Origin of the sequence: Micromonospora sp. C41, from assembly GCF_018070485.1 — a bacterium.
GTDB classification, from domain to species: domain Bacteria; phylum Actinomycetota; class Actinomycetes; order Mycobacteriales; family Micromonosporaceae; genus Micromonospora; species Micromonospora chalcea.
The window spans coordinates 47771-68230 of sequence record NZ_JAGPXP010000029.1 but is presented as its reverse complement, the minus strand read 5'-3'; the positions used below and the strand labels follow the sequence as shown (position 1 = coordinate 68230).

Sequence of the window (20460 nt, the reverse complement as noted above, 5' to 3'; positions counted from 1 at the left end):
TCGTCCTCCAATGGCTCACAAAAAGGGTGCGTCCAGCTCGCGTAACGGCCGTGACTCCGCGGCCCAGCGGCTCGGCGTGAAGCGCTTCGGTGGTCAGGTCGTCAGCGCGGGTGAGATCCTCATCCGTCAGCGTGGCACCAAGTTCCACCCCGGTGACCTGGTCGGCCGTGGCGGCGACGACACGCTGTTCGCGCTGGCCGCCGGCTCGGTTCAGTTCGGCACCAAGCGCGGTCGCAAGACCGTCAGCATCGTGCCGCAGCAGTAGTTTTCTGGCCAAGCGGGCCGCGGACCTCTGGTCCCGGCCCGCTTCGCCTTTTCACGCGCGGGGCGGACCCCGCTGGAAGGATTGGCGTCGTGACGACGTTCGTTGACCGGGTCGTCCTGCACATGCAGGCCGGCGACGGCGGGCACGGCTGTGTCTCGATCCACCGGGAGAAGTTCAAGCCGTTCGGCGGGCCGGACGGCGGCAACGGCGGCCACGGCGGCAGCGTGTCCCTGGTGGTCGACGCGCAGGTCACCACGCTGCTCGACTTCCACTTCCGGCCCCACCTGAAGGCCGAGAACGGCAAGGGCGGGGCCGGCTCGAACCGGGACGGCGCGAACGGCCGCGACCTGGTCATCAAGGTGCCCAACGGCACCGTGGTGCAGAGCCTCGACGGCGAGGTCCTGGCCGACATGGTCGGCGTGGGCACCACGTTCGAGGCGGCCCGGGGCGGCCGGGGCGGACGCGGCAACGCCTCGCTGGCGAACGCCCGCCGCAAGGCACCCGGCTTCGCCGAGCTGGGTGAGCCCGGCGACCGGCTGGACGTGGTGCTGGAGCTCAAGAGCGTCGCCGACGTGGGCCTGGTCGGCTTCCCGTCGGCCGGCAAGTCGTCGCTGATCTCGGTGATCTCCGCGGCCAAGCCGAAGATCGCCGACTACCCGTTCACCACGCTGGTGCCGAACCTGGGCGTGGTCCGGGTGGACAACCACACCTTCACCGTCGCCGACGTACCGGGCCTGATCCCGGGCGCGGCCAGCGGCAAGGGCCTGGGCCTGGAGTTCCTCCGCCACGTCGAGCGCTGCGCCGTGCTGGTGCACGTGGTCGACACCGCGACGCTGGAGCCCGGCCGCGACCCGCTCGCCGACATCGACGCCATCGAGTCGGAGCTGTCCCAGTACGGCGGGCTCGCCGACCGGCCCCGGCTGGTCGCGCTCAACAAGGTCGACGTGCCCGACGGCAAGGACCTCGCCGACATCGTCCGCCCCGACCTGGAGGCCCGTGGCCTGCGCGTCTTCGACGTCTCCACCGCCACCCGCGAGGGCCTGCGCGAGCTGACGTACGCGATGGCGGAGCTGGTCGAGCAGGGCCGTCGGGCCGCCCCGCCGGCCGAGCCGACCCGGATCGTGATCCGCCCGAAGGCGGTCGACGACGCCGGCTTCACCATCGAGGCCGAGCCGGACGGCTCGTACACGGTGCGCGGCAGCCGGCCGGAGCGCTGGGTGAAGCAGACCAACTTCGACAACGACGAGGCGGTGGGTTACCTGGCCGACCGGCTGGCCCGCCTCGGCGTCGAGGAGAAGCTCGCCAAGGCCGGCGCGCAGGCCGGTGACCTGGTGCGCATCGGCGAACGGGAGTTCGACTGGCAACCAACGCTCTACGCCGGTGTCGACTTCGTACCCGGTAACCGGGGCACCGACGTGCGGCTGGAGGAGAAGTCGAACCGACCGTCGGCGTCCGACCGGCTGGCGGCCCGCAAGGCCCGCCGGGTCCGCCCGGAGGACGAGATCGAGGCCGCGGCCGCGGCGGAAGCGGACGTCGAGTAGCCGTCTGCGGGACGGTGGCGGGAAACCTGCGCGAAATCCGGCGGATCTAGCGTACGGGCATGTTGATCGAGTCCCGTCCCGCCACCGACCCGGAGATCGCCGCGCTCGTCGTCGCCCAGCAGCGTGAGCTGCGCGCCGCGGACGGCGGGCTGGACGGGCAGGTGACGGTCGTGCACACCGACATCCACTACCTGGCCGCCGTGGTGGGCGGCCGGGCGGTCGGCTGCGGTGGGCTCCAGGCGCTCGACGCCGACACCGGTGAGCTGAAGCGGATGTACGTGCGGCCGGCGTTCCGGGGGCGGGGCATCGCCCGGCAGTTGCTCGTCGCGCTGGAGGAGCTGGCGTTCCGGGCGGGGCACCGGACGGTGTGCCTGGAGACGGGCACCTACCTGCCGGCCGCGATCTCGCTCTACCGGTCCAGCGGCTACGAGCCGATCCCGGTGTACGGCGAGTACGTGGACAACCCGTACAGCGTCTGCTTCGCCAAGCGGCTGCCGGTGGCGGCCTGATCGGCCGGCCTGACGCTCAGGCGCTGGTCTGGGCGTGCGGCGCGGTGACCGGCTTCGACTCCGGGCTGGCGTGCTGGCGCAGCACGATGCTGAGCAGGATCAGCACGCCGACGGCGAGGAACTCGCTCTGCCAGTTCTGCATCGACTGGAACCAGAAGTCGCTGGTGCCGAGGAACTGCCAGGCGCTGATCGGGGCGGCACCGCTCTCCAGCGCCTGCTCCTGGTTGTAGGCGGCCACGCCGCCGAACAGGTGCCCCAGGAACGAGCCGCCGAAGATCATCAGAAGCGCGATGGCGAGGCTGTTCCGGTAGACCACGAGCGGCAGCCCGCCGACCCGTACCGGCCAGGGCGAGTCGGGGCGGGCGTGGTCCCGGTTGTCCTCCGGCCGGTCCGTCTGGTCCTCCGGCTTCGACTCGGCCGAGCCCTTCTGCACCAGGTACGCGGTGAGCAGCACGTAGCCGCCCATCTGGAGGAACTCCGACTCCCAGTTCTCGAACACCGCCTCGGCGAAGTGCCCGGTGCCGAGATAGGCCCACCAGCTCAGCGGCTCGATGCCGTACCGGCTCAGCTCCTCGTTGTGCACCTGCCAGCCGAAGACGCTCTGCAGCAGCAGGAAGACCAGGAACGCGCCGAGCATGGCGACCGAGAGCATGTTGTCGCGCAACCACCGTGGCATCGCCGGACCTCCTCGACCCGCTCGCGCCTGCCCTCCTGCCCGGCATCGGGTCGGGACAAACGCCGCACCGGCGTGTCGCGCCTGGTCAGGGACGGTCGAACGGGGCCTCCACCCGGGTGCCGGTGCCGAGGTTGTTGTTGAGCAGCAGGCCGGCCGCGAGCATGCCGAAACCGAGGAACAGGTGCAGCCAGTTGTCGGCGTCGTTCACCGGCACGAAGTTCGCCGAGGCATCCCGGTCGATGGCGAAGCCGTACAGCCACAGCACCAGGTAGAGCGCGCCGCCGCCGGCCAGGAACACCCGCGCCCCGGCCAGCCGCCGCGCCATGACCAGACCGACCAGGCCGAACAGCAGGTGCACCAGGTTGTGCAGCACCGACACCTGGAACACCCCGAGCAGCTTCGCCTCGGAGTGGTGCCCGGCGAACGTCATCTCGCCGTAGTGCGTGGTGATGCCGGGTACGAAACCGAGTACGCCGATCAGCGCGAAGACGGCTGCCGCCGCGAGGGCGACCTTCTGCACCGTAGGCCGGGCGGGCGCGTGTTCGCGCACGTCACGTGCCATCCCTGTCACCCCCGTGGACTCGCCGCCGCCCGGGCGGGCAGGCATTCCATTCTCTGACCGGAGCGGGTCGCTCCCGCAGAGAAATCACGAATCAGGCATGGACCGGTCGACCGGGGGTAGGGCGATTGTCATGCGGAAACAAATCCGCGTACCCCCCGAGAACACCCGCTGGGAAACACACGAGCGGAAGGGACATCATGACTCAGGATCTTTCCCCGACTTCTGCCACGTACCAGTCGACGAACGGCGGCGGCGTGCGTGACCAGGCCCGCCAGGTGGGCTCCGACGCCGCGAGCGCCGGTGGCGCCGTGGCGCAGACCGCCAAGGAGCAGGGTCGGGAGGTGGTGGGCGAGGCCAAGCGACAGGCCCGCGACCTCTACGGCGAGACCCGCAGCCAGGTCACCGCCCAGGCCGGTCAGCAGCAGCAGCGCGCCGCCAGCGGCCTGCGGTCGCTCGCCGACGAGATGCGCACCATGGCGCAGCAGGGTGGCGGCTCCGGCCCGGTCACCGAGCTGGCACACCAGGCGGCCGAGCGGGTGCACGGCGTGGCCGGCTGGCTGGAGCAGCGCGAGCCGGGCGACCTGCTCAACGAGGTGAAGAACTACGCCCGCCGCAACCCCGGCACGTTCCTCGTCGGCGCCGCGCTGCTCGGCGTGGTCGCCGGGCGGCTCACCCGCAACATCACCGCGCTCGGCGACGACAACAGCGGCGCGCGGCCGGCGTACGACCCGGACCGCACGGCCGTCATCCCGACCGCGCGTGAGGTGCCGGACCAGGTGCCGCCGGGCGGCTACCTCGACCCGACGCCGGGCAGCTACGCCGAGCCGGACCCGGGCTACTCCGCGCCGGGCGCGACCTACCCGACCGGCGGCGCCCCGAACACCTGGGCCGACCCGGCGGGTGGCACCGGTCAGCCGCTGCCGCCGCCGGAGCGCACCGACCCGCTGCCGGGCGTCCCGTCCACCGGCGCTCCCCGCCCGTGACCGGCCGCACCGGCAGAAGGGAGGCGACGGCATGACCGTACCCACGCAGGACCCCGGCTATCAGGCGGCGGGCGCCCCGCCCCACGCCGACGAGGTGCGCGGCAGCTCGCTCGGCGACCTGATGCGCCAGGTCACCACGGACCTGTCCACGCTGATGCGGCAGGAGGTCGAACTGGCGAAGGCGGAGATCCGCCAGGAGGGCAAGAAGGCGGGCAAGGCCGCCGGCCTGTTCGGCGGCGCCGGCTTCGGCGGCTACATGGTGGCGCTCTTCGTCTCGATCGCGATCTGGCAGTTCCTCGACAACGTCATGGACTCCGGGCTGGCCGCGCTGATCGTGGCCGTCGTCTGGGCCGCTGTCGCGGCGGTCCTGTACTCGATGGGCAAGAAGAACGCCGAGCGGATCCGCGGCCTGAAGCAGACGAACGACAGCGTGCAGCGCATCCCCGACGCGCTCAAGCCGCACCCGGAGGGAGTCACCCGATGAGCACCGATCCCGAGCAGATCCGCCGCGAGATCGAAGCCACCCGCAACAACCTCAGCTCGGACGTGGACGCCCTGGCGTACAAGGTCAGCCCGGGCCGCATCGTCGACGACCGCAAGCAGCGCGTGCGTAGCGCGCTGACGAACGTGAAGGACAAGGTGATGGGAACCGCATCGGACCTCGGCCACGGCACCGGCCACGCCGCCCACTCGGTGGGCGACCACGCCTCCTCGATGGCGTCCACGGTGGGCGACAAGGCGCACTCGGCCGCCGCCACGGTGAGCGACGCCGCCCACCGGGCGCCGCAGGTGGTGCGGCGCAAGTCCGAGGGCAACCCGATCGCCGCCGGCGTGATCGCCTTCGGCGTCGGCATGCTGGTCTCCTCGCTGATCCCCGCCACCCGCCGCGAGCAGCAGGTCGCCGCGCAGGTCAAGGAGAAGGCCGCCGAGCACGGCGGCGTGGTCAAGGAGAAGCTGGGCGAGGTCGCCGGTGAGCTGAAGGAGGAGCTGCGCGAGCCCGCGCAGCACGCCGCCGAGTCGGTGAAGGCCACCGCGCAGGACGCCGCGTACGCGGTCAAGGACGACGGCCGCGCCGCCGCGCAGGACGTGCGGCACAGCGCCGAGCAGGCGCGGTCCTCCTGAAGGCCCGCGCTCTCGGTTAGGAAGGGCCCCTTCTTATCGCCTCGCGATAAGAAGGGGCCCTTCCTTTCACCTCAGCGGGCATCGACCCGGTTTGCACCCAGAGCACCAGTTCGTCCGGGCGGTGCCGGGTCGTCCGCCGCCGCAGCGCACGTGTGGAGTTGGCCGCTGTCCGCAGCCGGGCGCCCGCGTAGGGCACCCCGCCGCGCAGCCGCCGGCCCACCGCCAGCCACGCGCACAGCCCGCGTTCCAGCGCCCAGAGCGGCGCGGCCAGGCTGGTGTGCGCCGGGAACACCGCCGCGCCGCCGGCCCGTCGCCGGCCCAGCTCCGCCACCGCGACAGTCGCCAGCCCGGCCCGCAGCAGCAGCCCGGGCCGGCGGGTGGCGAGCGCGGCAGCCGTCGCGGGCAGCACCGCCAGCGCGGCGAGCAGCCACGCCGGCCGGGCCGTCTCGTCGTACGCCTGGCGGACGCGCTGCCCGAGGAAGTGCGCCGCGGAGGGCGGGAGCCGCCGCACGTACAGCCACGCCGGGGTGGCGGTGCTGCCGCCGTACGCGCGCACGGTCCGGACCAGCTCCAGGTTCTCGAAGAGCACGTCCGGGTCGTAGCCGCCCATCGCCAGGAACGTGCCCCGCCGCACCCCGAGGGTGCCGGGCCAGTCCCCGCCGAACGCGCGGGCGAGCAGCGTCCGGCCGGTGTCCCACCAGGCGTGCCACGGCAGCGGGTCGAAGTGGTTCTGCGGGCGGACCAGGTCGACCCCGTCCAGCAGCTGGTGCACGGCGGCCAGGGCCGGCAGGTCGTACCGGATGTCGTCGTCGGCGATCACCACGTGCTCGTGCCGGGCCAGCGCGACGCCGGTGAGCACGCCGAGCACCTTGCCGTTGCGTCCGCGCAGCGCCGGGTCCGGCGGCACGTGCCGCACCAGCCCGCCCCACGCGGCGGCGTGCCGGGCGAACAGCTCCGGCGCCGATCCGTCGACCACCACCACGTCGACCCAGCGGCTCAGCTCCCGCAGGTACGCGGTCAGCTCGTCCAGGCCGCCGTCGTCGTGGGCGCGCAGCGGCAGGACGTACGCCATCGGCAGCCGGACCGGCGCGGACGCGGCGGTCTCCTCGCCCGGGCGCGCGGCGATCGGTCGGGTCACGTCGTCTCCCCTCGTGTCGGGTCACGCGACTTGCCCGGAATGCGGCTGCTGAAACCGTTTCGGGCGGGCTGTGTCGGGTAGCGCACCCGGATACGGGACGGTCCGAGTCGGGAGGAGACGTGATGCCCAGCAACGCGACGAGATGGGCGCTGGCCGGCGCCGCCGCGGTGACCGCGCTCGGAGTCACCCGGACGGTCGCCGGGCGACGGCACCGGCACCAGCCCGACCGCGAGGACGGCTGGTACGTGGTGCGCCGCGGCATCACCGTGGACCGGCCGGTCGACGCGGTGATCGGGTTCTGGACCGACCGGGAACGGCTCGATCGAGGGCTGGCCGAGTGGGCCACGCTGGAGCAGCTCGACGCGAACCGGTGGCGCTGCGTGGCGGCCGACCCGGCCGGCGGCGGCACCGAGTGGCGGGCCGAGATCACCGTCGACGGCCCCGGCCGGTTGAGCTGGCGGGTCACCGACGGGCCGGTGGCCCAGCGCGGCCGGGTCGAGCTGGTGACCGCGCCGCAGAATCGGGGCACCGAGATCCGGGCCGAGCTGCGCTGGCGCTCCGGGCCGATCCGGCGCGCGGTCGGGCTGGTCGGTGGCACCGACCCGGACCTGGGGCTGCGCACCGCGCTGCGCCGGATCAAGTCGCTGATCGAGACCGGGCACGTGCTGGACACCCGGCACGACCCGTCCGGGCGCAGCCCGCGTCAGGAGCGGGCGACGGACAAGGTACGCGAGAAGCTGATGGTGGGAGGACGGCCGTGAGGGCGTTGTGCTGGGAGGGCGTAGGGAAGCTGGCCGTACGGGACGTGCCGGAGCCGACCATCAGGTCCGGCGGCGACATCATCGTCAAGGTGCGCGCGAGCAGCGTCTGCGGCTCCGACCTGCATCTGATCAACGGCTACCTGCCGGCGATGCGCGAGGGGGACATCCTCGGCCACGAGTTCATGGGTGAGGTGGTCGAGACCGGCCCCGACGTGCGGCGCATCTCCGTCGGTGACCGGGTGGTGGTCGGCTCGGTGGTGGCCTGCGGCTCGTGCTGGTACTGCCGCACCGAGCAGTTCTCGCTCTGCGACAACTCCAACCCGCAGCCGGTCTTCACCGAGAAGCTGTGGGGCCACTCGCCGGCCGGCATCCTCGGCTACTCGCACGCGGCCGGCGGCTACTCCGGCAGCCACGCCGAGTACATCCGGGTGCCGTTCGGCGACGTCGGCGCGTTCACCGTGCCGGACGGGGTGCCGGACGACTCGGTCGTGTTCGCCTCCGACGCCATGCCGACCGGCTGGATGGCCGCCGACTTCTGCAACCTCAAGGGCGGCGAGGTGGTGGCCGTCTGGGGCGCCGGCGGCGTCGGCCAGATGGCGGCCCGGTCCGCGCAGATCCTCGGCGCCGAGCGGGTGGTGGTCATCGACCGGCTGCCGGAACGGCTCGCCACCGCGTCGCAGCGCCTCGGCGTCGAGACGATCAACTACGCCGAGACCGACGTGCTGGAGGCGCTGCGGGAGATGACCGCCGGGCGCGGCCCGGACGCCTGCATCGAGGCCGTCGGCATGGAGTCGCACGACGTCGGCCCGGCGTACGCGTACGACAAGGCCAAGCAGACGGTACGCGCGCAGACCGACCGGCCCACCTCGGTCCGGCAGGCGATCATGGCGGCTCGCAAGGGCGGCACGGTGAGCATCGTCGGCGTGTACGGCGGCCTGGTGGACAAGTTCCCGCTCGGCGCGGCCATGAACAAGGCCCTGGTGCTGCGGATGGGGCAGATGCACGCCCAGCGCTACATCCCGATGCTGCTGGACCGGGTCGCGGCCGGCGAGATCGACCCCGGCTACCTGGCCACCCACCCGATGTCGCTGGAGCAGGGCGCCCGGGGTTACGAGATCTTCGAGAAGAAGGAGGACGGCTGCCTGCGTACGGTGCTGCACCCGCAGGCCGCCTGACCGCGACCGGGGGCGTCCGCTTCAGCGCAGCGGGCGCACCCCGCCGGCCCGATGTGCCCCGTCGACCGGGCGTACGCCGTCGAGCACCAGCCCGCTGGGCGGCAACGCCGGCATGGCGCCCAGGTCGAGCGCCAGGTCCTGCGGCGGTACGCGGTAGTCCATCGCGCCGGTCAGGTTCGTCACGGCCCGCTTCATCAGCTCGATGGTGATCCACTCACCGGCGCAGCGGTGGCCGGTGAAGTGGTCGCCGCCGCCCTGCGGGATCAGGCCGAACGGGTCGTCGCGCCAGCCGGTGAAGCGCTCGGGGCGGAACTGCTCCGGCTCCGGCCAGGTGCCGGGGTGGTGGTTGGTGCCGTACAGGTCGAGCAGCACCCGCCGGCCCTGCGGGAACGTGTACCCCCGCCACTGGAACGAGCGGCGCACCCGGGCCGCGGCGACCGGGAAGAACGGGTAGTAGCGGCGTACCTCCTGCACGAACCGCTCGGTCGCGGCGTCGTCGCCGGGTAGCCGGTCCCGCCAGTGCGGATGGTCGTGCAGGGCCAGCGCGGCGAAGACCACGTACCGGTCCACCGCCACGGTGGGGCGCAGCACGTTGAGCAGTTCCACTGCGGCGATCCGGCTGGGCAGCGGCAGGCCCCGCTCGTCCCGGTGCCCGGCCACGACCGCCAGCGCGCTGCCCTCCGGGGCGGGCACCGCGCCCGCGTGTACCCGTTCGATCAGGTCGCCGGCCCATCGTTGCGCGCGGTAGCGGCCGAGCCGGCCGCGCCAGTGCCGGGGGCCCAGCGCGGCCGGCGCCTCGATCATCGCGTGCATCTCGGCGGTGCGGCGCGGCACGTCGGCCTCGGCCAGCGGCACCCCGGCCCAGGCCCAGACCGTACGGGTCAGGATCTCGCCCACCTCGTCGTAGAGCACCACCGGGCCGTTGCGGGCCCAGACCGGGATCCGGGCCTGCCACTGTTCGTCGAAGATCTCCCCGAGGCGGCGGATCGCGGTCGGCGTCATGATCGACATGAACATCGCCTTGCGGACCCGGTGCGCCTGCCCGTCCAGGCCCTGCACGCCGCCGACACCGGTGAGCGTGCGCTGCCCGCGCATCGGCATGGCGCCCCGCCGCACGAACCGCTCCTCGTCGTAGAACAGCTCGGCGGCCTCCCGGCCGCGCAGGCAGATCGTCGGCTCCAGCAGCAGCCGGGTCTGGAACACGTCGGTGCCGAGGCGGTCGCAGCGAGAGCCGACGAAACGGTAGCCCTCCCGGATGAAGGCGAGCGTGCTGTCCGGGCTCCGGTCGCTCGGCATGGTGCTCATGTCGGCTGCTCCTGACGCGGTTCGGCGGCGCTGCCTACCTACCCCGGGCGACGCCGCCGAACCCTTCATCTCAGCAGCTCGGGCCGCACGCGGGAGGGGCCAGCCGGTCGGGCGGACGCTGGCCCCTCCCCGGCGGCGGAAAAGCTGGTTCCCTCGAGGCACGCGGACCGGCGGCTACCGGTCCGGCGCCCGCCGGCGTGGTGTCCGGCGAGGGTCACCGGCGACGGGGGAGGGCACTGATGCGTGACGACAGCGCGGCGCGGCGGCACCGCGAGGCGTGGGCCGGGCTGCGCGGGGACGGCCGCGACGGCCCGCTGATCGGCGGGCCCCGGCGCGCCGGGGCCCGCCCACCGCGGTACTTCACCGTGCACCTGGGCTTCGCCGCCACCGATCCCGCCGTCGCGCGGGAGCAGGCGGTGGCGTACGCCGAAGCGCTCGGCCTGCTCCGCCCGGAGCTGGCGCTCGGCGCGGCGGCCCTGTCCCCGGCGGACGCCTGGCACCGGGCCGAGCGGCTGTTCTGCGACGCGGTCGGGCCCGACGGCGAGCGCTGCGCCGACGTGGCCGCTCACCCCGGCTTCCACCACGCGCCCGGTCCGGGCGGCCTCGGCTGGGGCGACGGTGACTGAGGTGCGCTCAGTCCAGGTCGAACTCGCCGTCCTGGGCGCCGGCGACGAACGCGTCCCACTCGGCCTGGGTGAAGACCAGCACGGGCCCGTCCGGCTCGGCGGAGTTGCGCATACCGATCAGGTCGTCGACGAATGCCACCTCGACCGCTCCCTCGGAGGTGTCGCCCTCTGCCCGCTGCCAAACCGCCCGGGAGAGGTCGAAATCGCCCTTGGGGTGCTGACCCATCGCTGCTCCTCCATCGCCATGCGTAACGAGGCGGCCCGAGCGGACCACATCGGGCAGGATAAGCGGATGCCGAGCCTCACCCGTGCAGAGGCGACCGCGCGCCGCGCGTCGATCACCGTCGAGTCCTACGATGTGGACCTCGACCTGACCGGCGACGCCGAGCGGTTCCGCTCCGCCGTCACCATCCGGTTCCGGGCCACCCCCGGCGCCGAGACCTTCGTCGACGTCAAACCGCGCCGACTCCTCGCCGCCCGCCTCAACGACAGCGACCTCGACCCGGCCCTGCTGGCGGACGGCCGGCTGCCGCTGACCGGCCTGGCCGCCGACAACACGCTCACCGTCGAGGCCGAGATGGCCTACTCCAACACCGGCGAAGGGCTGCACCGGTTCGTCGACCCGGCCGACGGCGAGACCTACCTGTATGCGCTGTCCTTCCTGGACGAGGGGCCGCGCCTCTTCGCCGCGTTCGACCAGCCCGACCTGAAGGCGCCGGTGACGCTGACCGTCACCGCGCCACCGGAGTGGACGGTGGCCGCCAACGGGCCGCTCGCCGACCGGCCCGCACCCGGCCGCTGGGAGTTCGCCACCACCGAGCCGCTGGCCACCTACTTCGTCTCGCTGATCGCCGGGCCCTGGCACGTGCTGCGCGCCGAGCACGACGGCATCCCGCTCGGCCTCTACTGCCGGCGTTCGCTCGCCGCCCACCTGGACGCCGACGCCGACGAGATCCTCACAGTCACCCGGCAGTGCTTCGACCGCTTCCACGAGCTGTTCGCCGAGCGCTATCCGTTCGGCAAGTACGACCAGGCGTTCGTGCCCGAGTTCAACGCCGGCGCGATGGAGAACCCGGGCCTGGTCACGATCCGCGACGACTACGTCTTCCGCTCGGCGGTGACCGACACCCAGCGGGAGCTGCGCGCCACCACGATCGCCCACGAGATGGCACACATGTGGTTCGGCGACCTGGTCACCATGAGCTGGTGGGACGACCTGTGGCTCAACGAGTCCTTCGCCGAATACCTCGGCACCCGGGTCACCGCCGAGGCGACCCGGTTCGACCGGGCGTGGACCACGTTCGCGAGCCGTCGCAAGGCGTGGGGCTACACCGCCGACCAGCGCCCCTCCACCCATCCGGTGGCGCCGGAGGAGGTGGCAGACGCCGCCCGGGCGCTGCTGAACTTCGACGGCATCTCGTACGCCAAGGGCGCCAGCGTGCTGCGCCAGCTCGTCGCCTGGCTCGGTGACGAGGCGTTCCTGGCCGGGCTGAACGCGCACTTCGCCGCGCACCGCTTCGGCAACGCGACACTCGCCGACCTGCTGGCCGCCCTGGGTACGGCGAGCGGCCGCGACCTGGCCGGCTGGGCGGAACGCTGGCTGCGCCGCGCGCAGGTGAACACGCTGCGGGTCGACACCGCCGTGGACGCCGACGGGCGGTGGACCGACGTGGCGATCGTGCAGACCGCCCCGGCGAGCCACCCGGTGCTGCGGCCGCACCGTATCGGCGTGGCCCACCACACCGCCGACGGCCCGGCGTACCGGTTCGACGTCGACCTCGACCCCGACGCCGACGGCGGCCGGACGCCGCTGCCCGAGCTGGTCGGACGGCCCGCCACCGGGCTGCTGCTGCCGAACGCCGGTGACCTGACGTTCGCCAAGATCCGCCTCGACCCGGCCTCGGCGGACGCGGTGCCGCTGCTGCTGCCGGGGCTCGACGATCCGCTGGCCCGGGCGCTGCTCTGGGGCGAGGCGCTGGACGCGGTCACCGACGGGGAACGGCCGGCCGGCGCGCTGGCCGCGCTGATCGCGGCGGCGCTGCCCGCCGAGACCGAGGTGACGATCGTCGAGGACGTGCTGCTGCTCAGTCGCCGGCTGATCGACCGCTACCTCGACCCGCTCGGCCGGGACGCGGCGCTGCTGCGGGTGGCGACCGCCTGCGCGGCGTTGCTCGACTCGGCCCCCGCGGGCGGTTCCCTGCAACTGGCGGCGGCGCGGGGCCTGATCGCCGCCACCACCGACACCGCGATGCTCGCCGGCTGGCTGGCCGGTAAGGACGTGCCGTCGGGGCTGGCCGTGGACACCGACCTGCGCTGGGCGGTGCTGCGCCGGCTGGTGGTGCTCGGCGCGGCCGGTACGCCGCAGATCGACGCCGAGGCCGACGCCGACCGCAGCGCCACCGGCGCCGAGCAGGCCGCCGCGTGCCGGGCCGCGCTGCCCGACGCCGACGCGAAGCGGGCCGCCTGGGAGATCGTCACCCGCAGCACCGAGCTGTCCAACCGCCTGGTCGAGGCGACCGCCGAGGGCTTCTGGCAGCCCGAGCAGGCCGAGCTGACCGCCGGGTACGTGCAGCGCTACTTCACCGACATGCCGGCGGCGGCGCGTCTGCGTACCGCGTGGGTGGCCGACGCGGTCACGGTGGCCGCCTACCCCCGCTACGCCGTGGCGCAGCCCACCCGGGAGATGGCCGCGGCGCTGCTGGCCCGCGACGACCTGACGCCGGGCCTGCGGCGGTGGGTGACCGACCTGGACGACGACATGCGCCGGGCGCTCGTGGCCCGGACGGCGGTGGCCGCCGCGTCGGCCTGAGCTGGGAGCGCGCCGGGTGGGGGACCGCCCGGCGCGCTCGACGGCGGACCCCGCCCGGGGCCGCCGGGCGGGCGGCCTACGATCGCTGGGTGGAGGAAGACATCCGGCGGGTCGGCATCATGGGCGGCACGTTCGACCCGATCCACCACGGGCACCTGGTGGCGGCGAGCGAGGTGGCCGACCGGTTCGGTCTGGACGAGGTGGTCTTCGTGCCCACCGGACAGCCGTGGCAGAAGGCGGAGGAGGCGGTCACCCCGGCCGAGGACCGTTATCTGATGACGGTGATCGCCACCGCCTCCAACCCGCGCTTCCAGGTGAGCCGGGTCGACATCGACCGCGGCGGCCCCACCTACACCGTCGACACGCTACGCGACCTGCACGCCGAGTACGGCGCGAAGGCGCAGCTGTTCTTCATCACCGGCGCGGACGCGCTGGAGCGCATCCTCTCCTGGAAGGATCTGGACGAGGCGCTCGAACTGGCCCACTTCATCGGCGTGACCCGGCCCGGCTTCGAACTGACCGACAAGCACCTGCCGGCCGACTCGGTGAGCCTCGTGCAGGTGCCCGCGATGGCGATCTCCTCGACCGACTGCCGCGCGCGGGTCGCCCGGGGCGAACCGGTGTGGTACCTGGTGCCCGACGGTGTGGTGCAGTACATCGCGAAACGGCGTCTCTATCAGCGGTGATTCCGCGCTTTATGTCCCCGTTTGTGCCTGAAATCGACCAGAACTGACAAGTCGCCGCACCGCTGGGTGTGAGAGGCTTGGAGGGTCGCACGGTTGATCGAAGGAGAACGGTGACAGTTTCCGAGCGCGCGCACGAGCTGGCGATGGCCGCCGCCCAGGCCGCGGCCGACAAGAAGGCACAGGACATCGTCATCATCGACGTGGGCGACCAGCTCGCGATCACCGACGCGTTCCTGCTGGCCGCCGCTCCGAACGAGCGTCAGGTGCTCGCCATCGTCGACGCCATCGAGGAGCGCCTGCTGGAGCTGCCGGAGAAGGCCAAGCCGGTGCGCCGCGAAGGCGAGCGCGGCGGCCGCTGGGTGCTGCTCGACTACGTCGACATCGTGGTCCACGTCCAGCACACCGAGGAGCGCGAGTTCTACGCGCTCGACCGGCTCTGGAAGGACTGCCCGCAGATCCCGTTCACCGATCGCGACCTGGCCGACTCGGCCGCCGGCAGCGCCACCGCCGAATGACCCGACTGATCATCTGGCGGCACGGCAACACCGACTGGAACGCCGCGAGCCGCGTCCAGGGCCAGACCGACGTGCCCCTCAACGACCTCGGCCGCGAGCAGGCCCACGCCGCCGCCCCGGTACTCGCCGCGCTGCGCCCCGACGCGATCGTCGCCAGCGACCTGCGCCGGGCCGCCGACACCGCCGCCGCGCTCGCGGCGCTGACCGGGCTGCCGGTCCGCACCGACGCGCGGCTGCGGGAACGGCACTTCGGCCAGTGGCAGGGCCTCACCCTGACCGAGGTGGCCGAACGGTTCCCCGACGAGTACGCCCGCTGGCGGGCCGGCGACCCGGACCCGGGCGCCGGCCTCGAACCCCTGGGTGACCTGGGCGCCCGGCTCGGCGCCGGGTTCCAGGACGCGGCCGACCTCGCCGTCGGCGGCACGGTCGTGGTGACCACCCACGGCGGCGGCGCCCGGCAGGGCGTCGGGCACCTGCTCGGCTGGGACCACACGGTGCTGCGCAGCCTCGGCTCGCTGGCGAACTGCCACTGGACCGAACTGCGCCACAACGGCGTCCGGGGCTGGCACCTGCGGGCGCACAACGTCGGTCTGGTCACCCGGGCGGCGCTCACCGACGCGGTCTGACACCTCCGGCCCCGGCACGTCACAGCGCCATCGGCTAGCGTGCCGGTCATGCCCGTCGCGGTCGTCACCGACTCCACCGCCTACCTGCCCTCCGACCTGGCCCGCGCACGCGGGCTCACCGTCGTCCCGCTCACAGTCGTCCTCAACGGCGCGGAAGGGCTGGAGGGCGTCGAGACCTCCCCGGCCGACGCCACCCGCGCGCTGAGCGGCCGGCGGGTCTCGGTGAGCACGTCCCGGCCCGCGCCCGAACAGTTCGCGCAGGTCTACCGCACGCTGCTCGCCGAGGGCGCCGACGGCGTGGTGTCGGTGCACCTGTCCGCCGAGCTGTCCGGCACCGTCGAGGCCGCCCGGCTCGCCGCCGCCGAGATCGGCGACGACCGCGTCACCGTCGTCGACAGCCGATCCACAGGCATGGGCCTCGGCTTCCCGGCGCTCGCCGCCGCCGCGGCCGCCGCGGCGGGCGCCGACCTGACCGGGGTACGCGACGCGGCGCTGGACGCGGTCGCCCGCACCACCATCTACTTCTACGTCGACACGCTGGAGTTCCTGCGCCGGGGCGGCCGGATCAACGCGGCCGAGGCGCTGCTCGGCACCGCGCTCTCGGTAAAGCCGATCATGCACATGCCGGATGGCGCGATCGTGGTGAAGGACAAGGTCCGTACCGCCAGCCGGGGAGTCGCGCGGCTGGTCGACCTCGCCGTCGAGGCGGCAGACGACGCCCAGGTCGACGTCGCGGTGCACCACCTCGCCGCGCCGCAGCGGGCCGAGCAGTTGCTGACGGCGCTGACCGAGCGGCTGGGCGACCGGCTGCACGACACGTACGTCACCGAGGCCGGAGCGGTGGTCGCCGCCCACGCCGGGCCCGGGCTGGCGTGCGTGGTGGTCCACCGCCGTACACCCTAGGGTGGCCGGATGAACCTCCGGTCGTATGTCGTCACCGGCGGGGGCCGGGGCGTCGGACGGGCGATCGTCGAACGGCTGGCCACCGACGGCGGCATCGTGGTCGTGGTCGAACGGGACACGAGCGCACTGGACTGGCTGGCCCGGCATCCGCTCGCCGACCGGCTGCACGCCGTGACCGGGGACGCCGGCGACGAGGCGGTCACCGGCCGGGCCGCCGACCGCGCCGAGGCGTACGCGCCGCTGGCCGGCTGGGTCAACAACGCCGCCGTCTTCCGCGACGCCGACCTGCACCGCGCGCCCGCGAGCGAGGTGGTCGACCTGATCACGCTCAACCTGCGGCCCGCCGTGGCCGGGGCCGGCACCGCCGTACGCCGGTTCCTGGCCGCCCGTACCGGCGGCGCGATCGTCAACGTCTCGTCCCACCAGGCCCGCCGGGCGGTGCCGGGCGCGCTGCCGTACGCCACCGCCAAGGCCGCGCTGGAAGGGCTGACCCGGGCGCTCGCCGTCGACTACGGCCGCCACGGGATCCGCGCCAACGCGGTGGCGCTCGGCTCCGTCCACACCGAACGGCACGCCGCCTACCTGGCCGGACTCGACCCGGCCGAGGTCGCGCACGTCGACGCGGAGATGGCCCGGCTGCACCCGCTCGGCCGAATCGGGCGTACCGACGAGGTGGCCGAGGTGGTCGCGTTCCTGCTCTCCGACCGCGCCTCGTTCGTCAACGGCGCGGTCGTGCCGGTCGACGGGGGACGGGCCGCGCTCGGCCTGGACCCGGAGGCGCGCTGACCGTAGTTTTCGGCCACCTAGCACGGCCAGGGCTTGATCGGGTGTGTGTCCACAGTCCCTTGGTTGTCCACAGGTGAGCGTTCATCGGCCGATGCGGGACGAGCTGTCTCCGTAGCGTCCCGAGCCGTGCCAGACGACGAGGAGACGACGGTACGGCGGCGGCTCGCCCGGCTGTTCGGGCCTGGGCCCGGCGAGGCCGAGCCGGGTCTCGGGCTGCGTCCCGGCTTCCCGGAGCGCGACGGCGGGCGGGAACCCTCGTCCGGGGCGAACCCCTGGTCCGCCGAGCCGGACGCCGACGAAGGCCCGTCCCACGATGCTCCGGTGGCCGCGCGCGGCCTGGCGTCCCGGCTGCCCGGACCCGGGGCGTTCGATCCCGGCAGCCGGGGTGTGCGGGCGCTCGCGGCGGTGGCGGCAGTGGTGGTCGTGGTGGCCGCCGTCTGGGCCTGGCGCTCGCGTCCGAGCACCGAACCCGTGCCGCCGGTGACGGCGTCCTCCGAGGCGCCTGTGGGCGCGGCGACCGAGGCGGTCACCGGGGTGCCCGCGTCAGCCGGCGCACCGGGTCAGGTGGTCGTCGCGGTGGCCGGGAAGGTCCGCCGCCCCGGCCTGGTCCGGCTGCCGGCCGGCGCCCGGCTGGCCGACGCCGTCGAGGCAGCAGGCGGCGCGCTGCCCGGCGTCGACGTCGCGCTGCTCAACCCCGCCCGCAAGGTCACCGACGGTGAACTGATCCTGGTCGGTGTGACCGCCCCACCGGGACCGGGCGGGCCCGCCGCGGCGGGCGCAGGCGGTGCGCCGGGCGGACCTGCGGCGCCGGCCGGACCGGTCAACCTGAACACCGCGACGCTTGCCCAGCTCGACGCGCTACCCGGCGTCGGCCCGGTGCTCGCCCAGCGGATCCTCGACCACCGCGACCAGCACGGCGGCTTCCGGTCCGTGTCCGACCTGCGGCAGGTCGACGGCATCGGCGACGCCCGGTACGAGCAGCTCAAGGAACTGGTGACGGTGTGACCGGCCGGCGTGCCGCTGCCTCGCCCGTCCTCGACGGTGACCCTGCGCCTGTCCGCGACGTGCCCGACCTGCGGCTGGCCGGGTTGGCGGTGGCCGCGTGGCTCGCCGCGCTGGCCGGGCTGCACCTCACCGTCCGCGCGACCGTGTGGACGGCCGCCGTCGCCGCCGCGCTCGCCCTCCTGGCGGCCCTGCGCTGCTGCGGCGTGCTCGGCCGACCGGGGGAACCGACCCGCCGCTACGGCTGGATCGTGGTCGCCGTGCTGCTCGGCGTGGTCTGCGGGGCCGCCGCCACCGGCGCCCGGCTCGCGATCCGCGACGCCACGGCGGTACGCGCTCTGGTCACCGAAGGCGCAGTGGTCACCGCCGACCTGGTGCTGCGCGACGATCCCCGCCCGGTACGCGGTGCCCCCGGCCGGCCACCGATGCTCCTGGTCCGCGTCGACCTGGTCCGCCTCACCGGAGGCGACGGCGCGCGGGTCACCGGCCCGGTACGCGCCCTGGTGCTGGCCACCGACCCGGCCTGGCGGCCGCTGCTGCCGGGTCAGCGGGTCACCACCCAGGGGCGGCTGTCCGCCCCGCGCGGCGGTGACCTGACCGCCGCCGTGCTCTCCGCCGCCGATCCGCCCACGCTGCGCGGCAGCGCGTCCTGGCCGCAACGGGCGGCCGGGGTGCTGCGATCAGGGCTCCAGCGCGCCTGTGCGCCGCTGCCGGACGCGCCGGGCGGGCTGCTGCCCGGCCTCGTGGTGGGGGACACCAGCCGGCTGCTGCCCGAGGTGGAGGAGGACTTCCGGGCCACCGGGATGACGCACCTCAACGCGGTGTCCGGCTCCAACGTGGCGATAGTGGTCGGTGCGGTGCTGCTGCTGGCCCGCTGGGCGCGCGCCGGTCCGCGTACCGCCGCCACGCTGTGTGTGCTCGCCCTGGTCGGGTTCGTCATCCTGGTACGGCCCTCGCCGAGCGTGGTGCGCGCCGCCGCGATGGGTGCGATCGGGCTCGCCGCGCTGGCCGCCGGGCGGTCCCGGTCGGCGCTGCCCGCGCTCGCCGCGGCGGTCACCGGACTGGTCCTGTACGACCCGGACCTCGCGGGCGACCCGGGGTTCGCGTTGTCGGTCTGCGCCACCGGGGGACTGCTGCTGCTCGCGCCGGGATGGCGGGACGCGCTGCGCCGCCGGGGCGTACCGCCCGGGCTGGCCGAGGCGCTCGCCGTGCCGGCCGCCGCGCAGCTCGCCTGCGGCCCGGTGATCGCCGGACTGTCCGCGACGGTGAGCCTGGTGGCGGTGCCGGCGAACCTGTTGGCGGTGCCGGCCGTCGCGCCCGCCACTGTGCTCGGTGTGCTGGCGGCGGTGCTGTCGCCGGTGTGGCCGGGCGGCGCGGAGTTCCTGGCCTGGCTGGCGAGTTGGCCGGCGCGCTGGCTGGTGGCGGTGGCCGCGCACGGGGCGGACCTGCCGGCCGGGAACCTGCCCTGGGTGGGCGGGGTGGCCGGGGCCCTGCTGCTGGCGGGGGTGAGCGTGGCGCTGCTGCTCGCCTTCCGCCGACGCCGGGCGCGGCGGCTGGTCGCGGTCGTGGTGATGGCGGTGGTGCTCGGCGCGGCGCCGATCCGGTTGCTTGCCTCCGGCTGGCCGCCGCGCGACTGGGTGGTGGTGGCGTGCGCGGTGGGACAGGGGGACGCCGTGGTGCTGCCGGTGGCGGCCGGCCGGGCCGTGGTGGTCGACGCCGGACCGGACCCGTCCGGCGTGGACGCCTGCCTGCGCCGCCTGCGCGTACGTGAGGTGTCGCTGCTGGTGGTCAGTCACTTCCACGTCGACCACGTCGGCGGCGTGGCCGGGGTGTTCCGGGGCCGGCGGGTGGGCGCGGTGGTGGGTCCGTCCTGGTCCGAGCCGCCCTACGGCGCCGCCCAGGTACGCGAGGCGGCCCGCCGGGCCGGTGCGCCGCTCGCCGCCGCGCAGGCGGGCTGGCGGTGGCGGGCCGGAGCGGTGGACCTGGTCGCGGTCGGGCCGCCGCACCCGCTGCGGGGCAGCCGGTCCGACCCGAACAACAACTCACTCGTCCTGACCGCCACCGTGGCCGGGGTACGGGTCCTGCTCGCCGGTGACGCCGAGACGGAGGAGCAGCGGGCGATGCTGGAGACGATGCCGGCCGCCGCGATCCGGGCCGACGTGCTGAAGGTGGCCCACCACGGCTCGGCGTACCAGGATCCGCAGTTCCTCGCCGCGGTGCGCCCGGCGGTGGCGCTGGTGTGCGTGGGCGTCGACAACGACTACGGGCATCCCAACGCCGGGCTGCTGGACCGGCTGACCCGGGGCGGCGCGCGGGTGCTGCGTACCGACACCGGCGGTGACCTGGCCGCCGTGCGCGTCGGCGCCGGCCTCGCCGTGGTGACGCGCGGCCCCGATCCGGTACGACAGCGGTGAGGTGGCGAATCTTGTTGCGATAGATGGTGGATCAAGGCAAATGTCTGGATTTGCGC

Annotated in this window: 22 protein-coding genes; 17 read left to right on the top strand and 5 right to left on the bottom strand. The window is 74.2% G+C overall.

Features of this window, described 5'->3' with window-relative positions; all coding sequences use genetic code 11:
* Positions 1-10: 10 nt before the first annotated feature.
* The 3 genes from rpmA (at position 11) to KBX43_RS25465 (ending at position 2315) form a co-directional block, all read left to right on the top strand.
* A complete protein-coding gene (gene rpmA, locus KBX43_RS25475; RefSeq protein ID WP_013288010.1) occupies positions 11-265 on the top strand; it encodes a 50S ribosomal protein L27 in 255 nt (84 codons plus the stop codon).
* 89 nt (positions 266-354) lie between these two features.
* Positions 355-1806, top strand: a complete 1452-nt coding sequence (gene obgE, locus KBX43_RS25470) for a GTPase ObgE (RefSeq protein ID WP_043328970.1) — start codon at positions 355-357, stop codon at positions 1804-1806.
* A 59-nt stretch (positions 1807-1865) separates the two neighbouring features.
* On the top strand, positions 1866-2315 hold the full coding sequence (locus KBX43_RS25465; RefSeq protein WP_210887440.1) for a GNAT family N-acetyltransferase: 450 nt from the start codon (positions 1866-1868) through the stop codon (positions 2313-2315).
* 16 nt (positions 2316-2331) lie between these two features.
* On the opposite strand, the gene KBX43_RS25460 is transcribed toward KBX43_RS25465, so the two are convergent.
* A complete protein-coding gene (locus KBX43_RS25460; protein WP_043328972.1) occupies positions 2332-2991 on the bottom strand; it encodes a DUF6766 family protein in 660 nt (219 codons plus the stop codon).
* Positions 2992-3076: 85 nt separating this feature from the next.
* Positions 3077-3541 carry a DUF4383 domain-containing protein gene (locus tag KBX43_RS25455; RefSeq protein ID WP_197494991.1) on the bottom strand — a complete coding sequence of 155 codons (465 nt, stop codon included), beginning with the start codon at positions 3539-3541 and terminating at the stop codon, positions 3077-3079.
* 209 nt (positions 3542-3750) lie between these two features.
* Here KBX43_RS25455 and KBX43_RS25450 point away from each other — a divergent pair, with 209 nt between their 5' ends.
* Genes KBX43_RS25450 through KBX43_RS25440 form a run of 3 tightly spaced genes read left to right on the top strand, consistent with a single transcriptional unit; the run spans position 3751 to position 5658 of the window.
* Complete coding sequence (locus KBX43_RS25450) at positions 3751-4536, top strand: hypothetical protein (protein WP_064448719.1); 786 nt, start codon at positions 3751-3753, stop codon at positions 4534-4536.
* A 31-nt stretch (positions 4537-4567) separates the two neighbouring features.
* Positions 4568-5020 (top strand): phage holin family protein, encoded by a 453-nt coding sequence (locus KBX43_RS25445; RefSeq protein ID WP_210871270.1) that lies wholly within the window; start codon positions 4568-4570, stop codon positions 5018-5020.
* On the top strand, positions 5017-5658 hold the full coding sequence (locus tag KBX43_RS25440; protein ID WP_043328975.1) for a DUF3618 domain-containing protein: 642 nt from the start codon (positions 5017-5019) through the stop codon (positions 5656-5658). The genes KBX43_RS25445 and KBX43_RS25440 overlap by 4 nt, the downstream gene beginning before the upstream one ends.
* A gap of 16 nt (positions 5659-5674) precedes the next feature.
* Here the strand turns inward: KBX43_RS25440 and KBX43_RS25435 are convergent, their stop codons facing one another.
* A complete protein-coding gene (locus tag KBX43_RS25435; RefSeq protein ID WP_210887436.1) occupies positions 5675-6796 on the bottom strand; it encodes a glycosyltransferase family 2 protein in 1122 nt (373 codons plus the stop codon).
* Between the two features lie 122 nt (positions 6797-6918).
* Between KBX43_RS25435 and KBX43_RS25430 the strand changes: the two genes are divergently transcribed.
* Entirely contained in the window at positions 6919-7557 is a 639-nt protein-coding gene (locus tag KBX43_RS25430; protein ID WP_210887433.1) for a cyclase, read from the top strand.
* Positions 7554-8732: a zinc-dependent alcohol dehydrogenase gene (locus KBX43_RS25425; protein WP_069087988.1), complete on the top strand. Its 1179-nt coding sequence runs from the start codon at positions 7554-7556 to the stop codon at positions 8730-8732. The genes KBX43_RS25430 and KBX43_RS25425 overlap by 4 nt, the downstream gene beginning before the upstream one ends.
* Before the next feature lie 21 nt (positions 8733-8753).
* Here the strand turns inward: KBX43_RS25425 and KBX43_RS25420 are convergent, their stop codons facing one another.
* Positions 8754-10037: a cytochrome P450 gene (locus KBX43_RS25420; protein ID WP_210887430.1), complete on the bottom strand. Its 1284-nt coding sequence runs from the start codon at positions 10035-10037 to the stop codon at positions 8754-8756.
* 239 nt (positions 10038-10276) lie between these two features.
* Between KBX43_RS25420 and KBX43_RS25415 the strand changes: the two genes are divergently transcribed.
* Complete coding sequence (locus KBX43_RS25415; RefSeq protein ID WP_210887427.1) at positions 10277-10663, top strand: hypothetical protein; 387 nt, start codon at positions 10277-10279, stop codon at positions 10661-10663.
* Positions 10664-10670: 7 nt separating this feature from the next.
* Here the strand turns inward: KBX43_RS25415 and KBX43_RS25410 are convergent, their stop codons facing one another.
* On the bottom strand, positions 10671-10889 hold the full coding sequence (locus KBX43_RS25410; protein WP_013287999.1) for a DUF397 domain-containing protein: 219 nt from the start codon (positions 10887-10889) through the stop codon (positions 10671-10673).
* 66 nt (positions 10890-10955) lie between these two features.
* Between KBX43_RS25410 and pepN the strand changes: the two genes are divergently transcribed.
* The 8 genes from pepN (at position 10956) to KBX43_RS25370 (ending at position 20404) form a co-directional block, all read left to right on the top strand.
* Positions 10956-13472 carry an aminopeptidase N gene (pepN, locus tag KBX43_RS25405; RefSeq protein WP_210887424.1) on the top strand — a complete coding sequence of 839 codons (2517 nt, stop codon included), beginning with the start codon at positions 10956-10958 and terminating at the stop codon, positions 13470-13472.
* A gap of 89 nt (positions 13473-13561) precedes the next feature.
* Positions 13562-14158: a nicotinate-nucleotide adenylyltransferase gene (gene nadD, locus KBX43_RS25400; protein ID WP_030503098.1), complete on the top strand. Its 597-nt coding sequence runs from the start codon at positions 13562-13564 to the stop codon at positions 14156-14158.
* Positions 14159-14268: 110 nt separating this feature from the next.
* A complete protein-coding gene (gene rsfS, locus KBX43_RS25395; RefSeq protein ID WP_043328985.1) occupies positions 14269-14673 on the top strand; it encodes a ribosome silencing factor in 405 nt (134 codons plus the stop codon).
* Positions 14670-15299 (top strand): histidine phosphatase family protein, encoded by a 630-nt coding sequence (locus KBX43_RS25390; RefSeq protein ID WP_166457743.1) that lies wholly within the window; start codon positions 14670-14672, stop codon positions 15297-15299. Before rsfS ends, KBX43_RS25390 begins: the two co-directional genes overlap by 4 nt.
* Before the next feature lie 48 nt (positions 15300-15347).
* A complete protein-coding gene (locus KBX43_RS25385) occupies positions 15348-16202 on the top strand; it encodes a DegV family protein (protein ID WP_069088002.1) in 855 nt (284 codons plus the stop codon).
* Between the two features lie 9 nt (positions 16203-16211).
* Positions 16212-16988 (top strand): SDR family NAD(P)-dependent oxidoreductase, encoded by a 777-nt coding sequence (locus tag KBX43_RS25380; RefSeq protein ID WP_069087983.1) that lies wholly within the window; start codon positions 16212-16214, stop codon positions 16986-16988.
* Between the two features lie 126 nt (positions 16989-17114).
* The gene (locus KBX43_RS25375; RefSeq protein WP_210887421.1) at positions 17115-17993 is read left to right on the top strand and encodes a ComEA family DNA-binding protein; all 879 of its coding nucleotides are present in this window, start codon (positions 17115-17117) and stop codon (positions 17991-17993) included.
* Positions 17990-20404, top strand: a complete 2415-nt coding sequence (locus KBX43_RS25370; protein ID WP_374226021.1) for a ComEC/Rec2 family competence protein — start codon at positions 17990-17992, stop codon at positions 20402-20404. Before KBX43_RS25375 ends, KBX43_RS25370 begins: the two co-directional genes overlap by 4 nt.
* Positions 20405-20460 lie beyond the last annotated feature (56 nt).

Coding starts and splice junctions, on each gene's coding strand:
- KBX43_RS25415 (WP_210887427.1), top strand. CDS start 10,277: ATGCGTGACGACAGCGCGGCGCGGCGGCACCGCGAGGCGTGGGCCGGG.
- KBX43_RS25445 (WP_210871270.1), top strand. CDS start 4,568: ATGACCGTACCCACGCAGGACCCCGGCTATCAGGCGGCGGGCGCCCCG.
- KBX43_RS25410 (WP_013287999.1), bottom strand. CDS start 10,889: ATGGGTCAGCACCCCAAGGGCGATTTCGACCTCTCCCGGGCGGTTTGG.
- rpmA (WP_013288010.1), top strand. CDS start 11: ATGGCTCACAAAAAGGGTGCGTCCAGCTCGCGTAACGGCCGTGACTCC.
- KBX43_RS25450 (WP_064448719.1), top strand. CDS start 3,751: ATGACTCAGGATCTTTCCCCGACTTCTGCCACGTACCAGTCGACGAAC.
- KBX43_RS25465 (WP_210887440.1), top strand. CDS start 1,866: ATGTTGATCGAGTCCCGTCCCGCCACCGACCCGGAGATCGCCGCGCTC.
- KBX43_RS25440 (WP_043328975.1), top strand. CDS start 5,017: ATGAGCACCGATCCCGAGCAGATCCGCCGCGAGATCGAAGCCACCCGC.
- KBX43_RS25460 (WP_043328972.1), bottom strand. CDS start 2,991: ATGCCACGGTGGTTGCGCGACAACATGCTCTCGGTCGCCATGCTCGGC.
- KBX43_RS25380 (WP_069087983.1), top strand. CDS start 16,212: ATGAACCTCCGGTCGTATGTCGTCACCGGCGGGGGCCGGGGCGTCGGA.
- pepN (WP_210887424.1), top strand. CDS start 10,956: ATGCCGAGCCTCACCCGTGCAGAGGCGACCGCGCGCCGCGCGTCGATC.
- KBX43_RS25420 (WP_210887430.1), bottom strand. CDS start 10,037: ATGAGCACCATGCCGAGCGACCGGAGCCCGGACAGCACGCTCGCCTTC.
- KBX43_RS25385 (WP_069088002.1), top strand. CDS start 15,348: ATGCCCGTCGCGGTCGTCACCGACTCCACCGCCTACCTGCCCTCCGAC.
- KBX43_RS25430 (WP_210887433.1), top strand. CDS start 6,919: ATGCCCAGCAACGCGACGAGATGGGCGCTGGCCGGCGCCGCCGCGGTG.
- KBX43_RS25390 (WP_166457743.1), top strand. CDS start 14,670: ATGACCCGACTGATCATCTGGCGGCACGGCAACACCGACTGGAACGCC.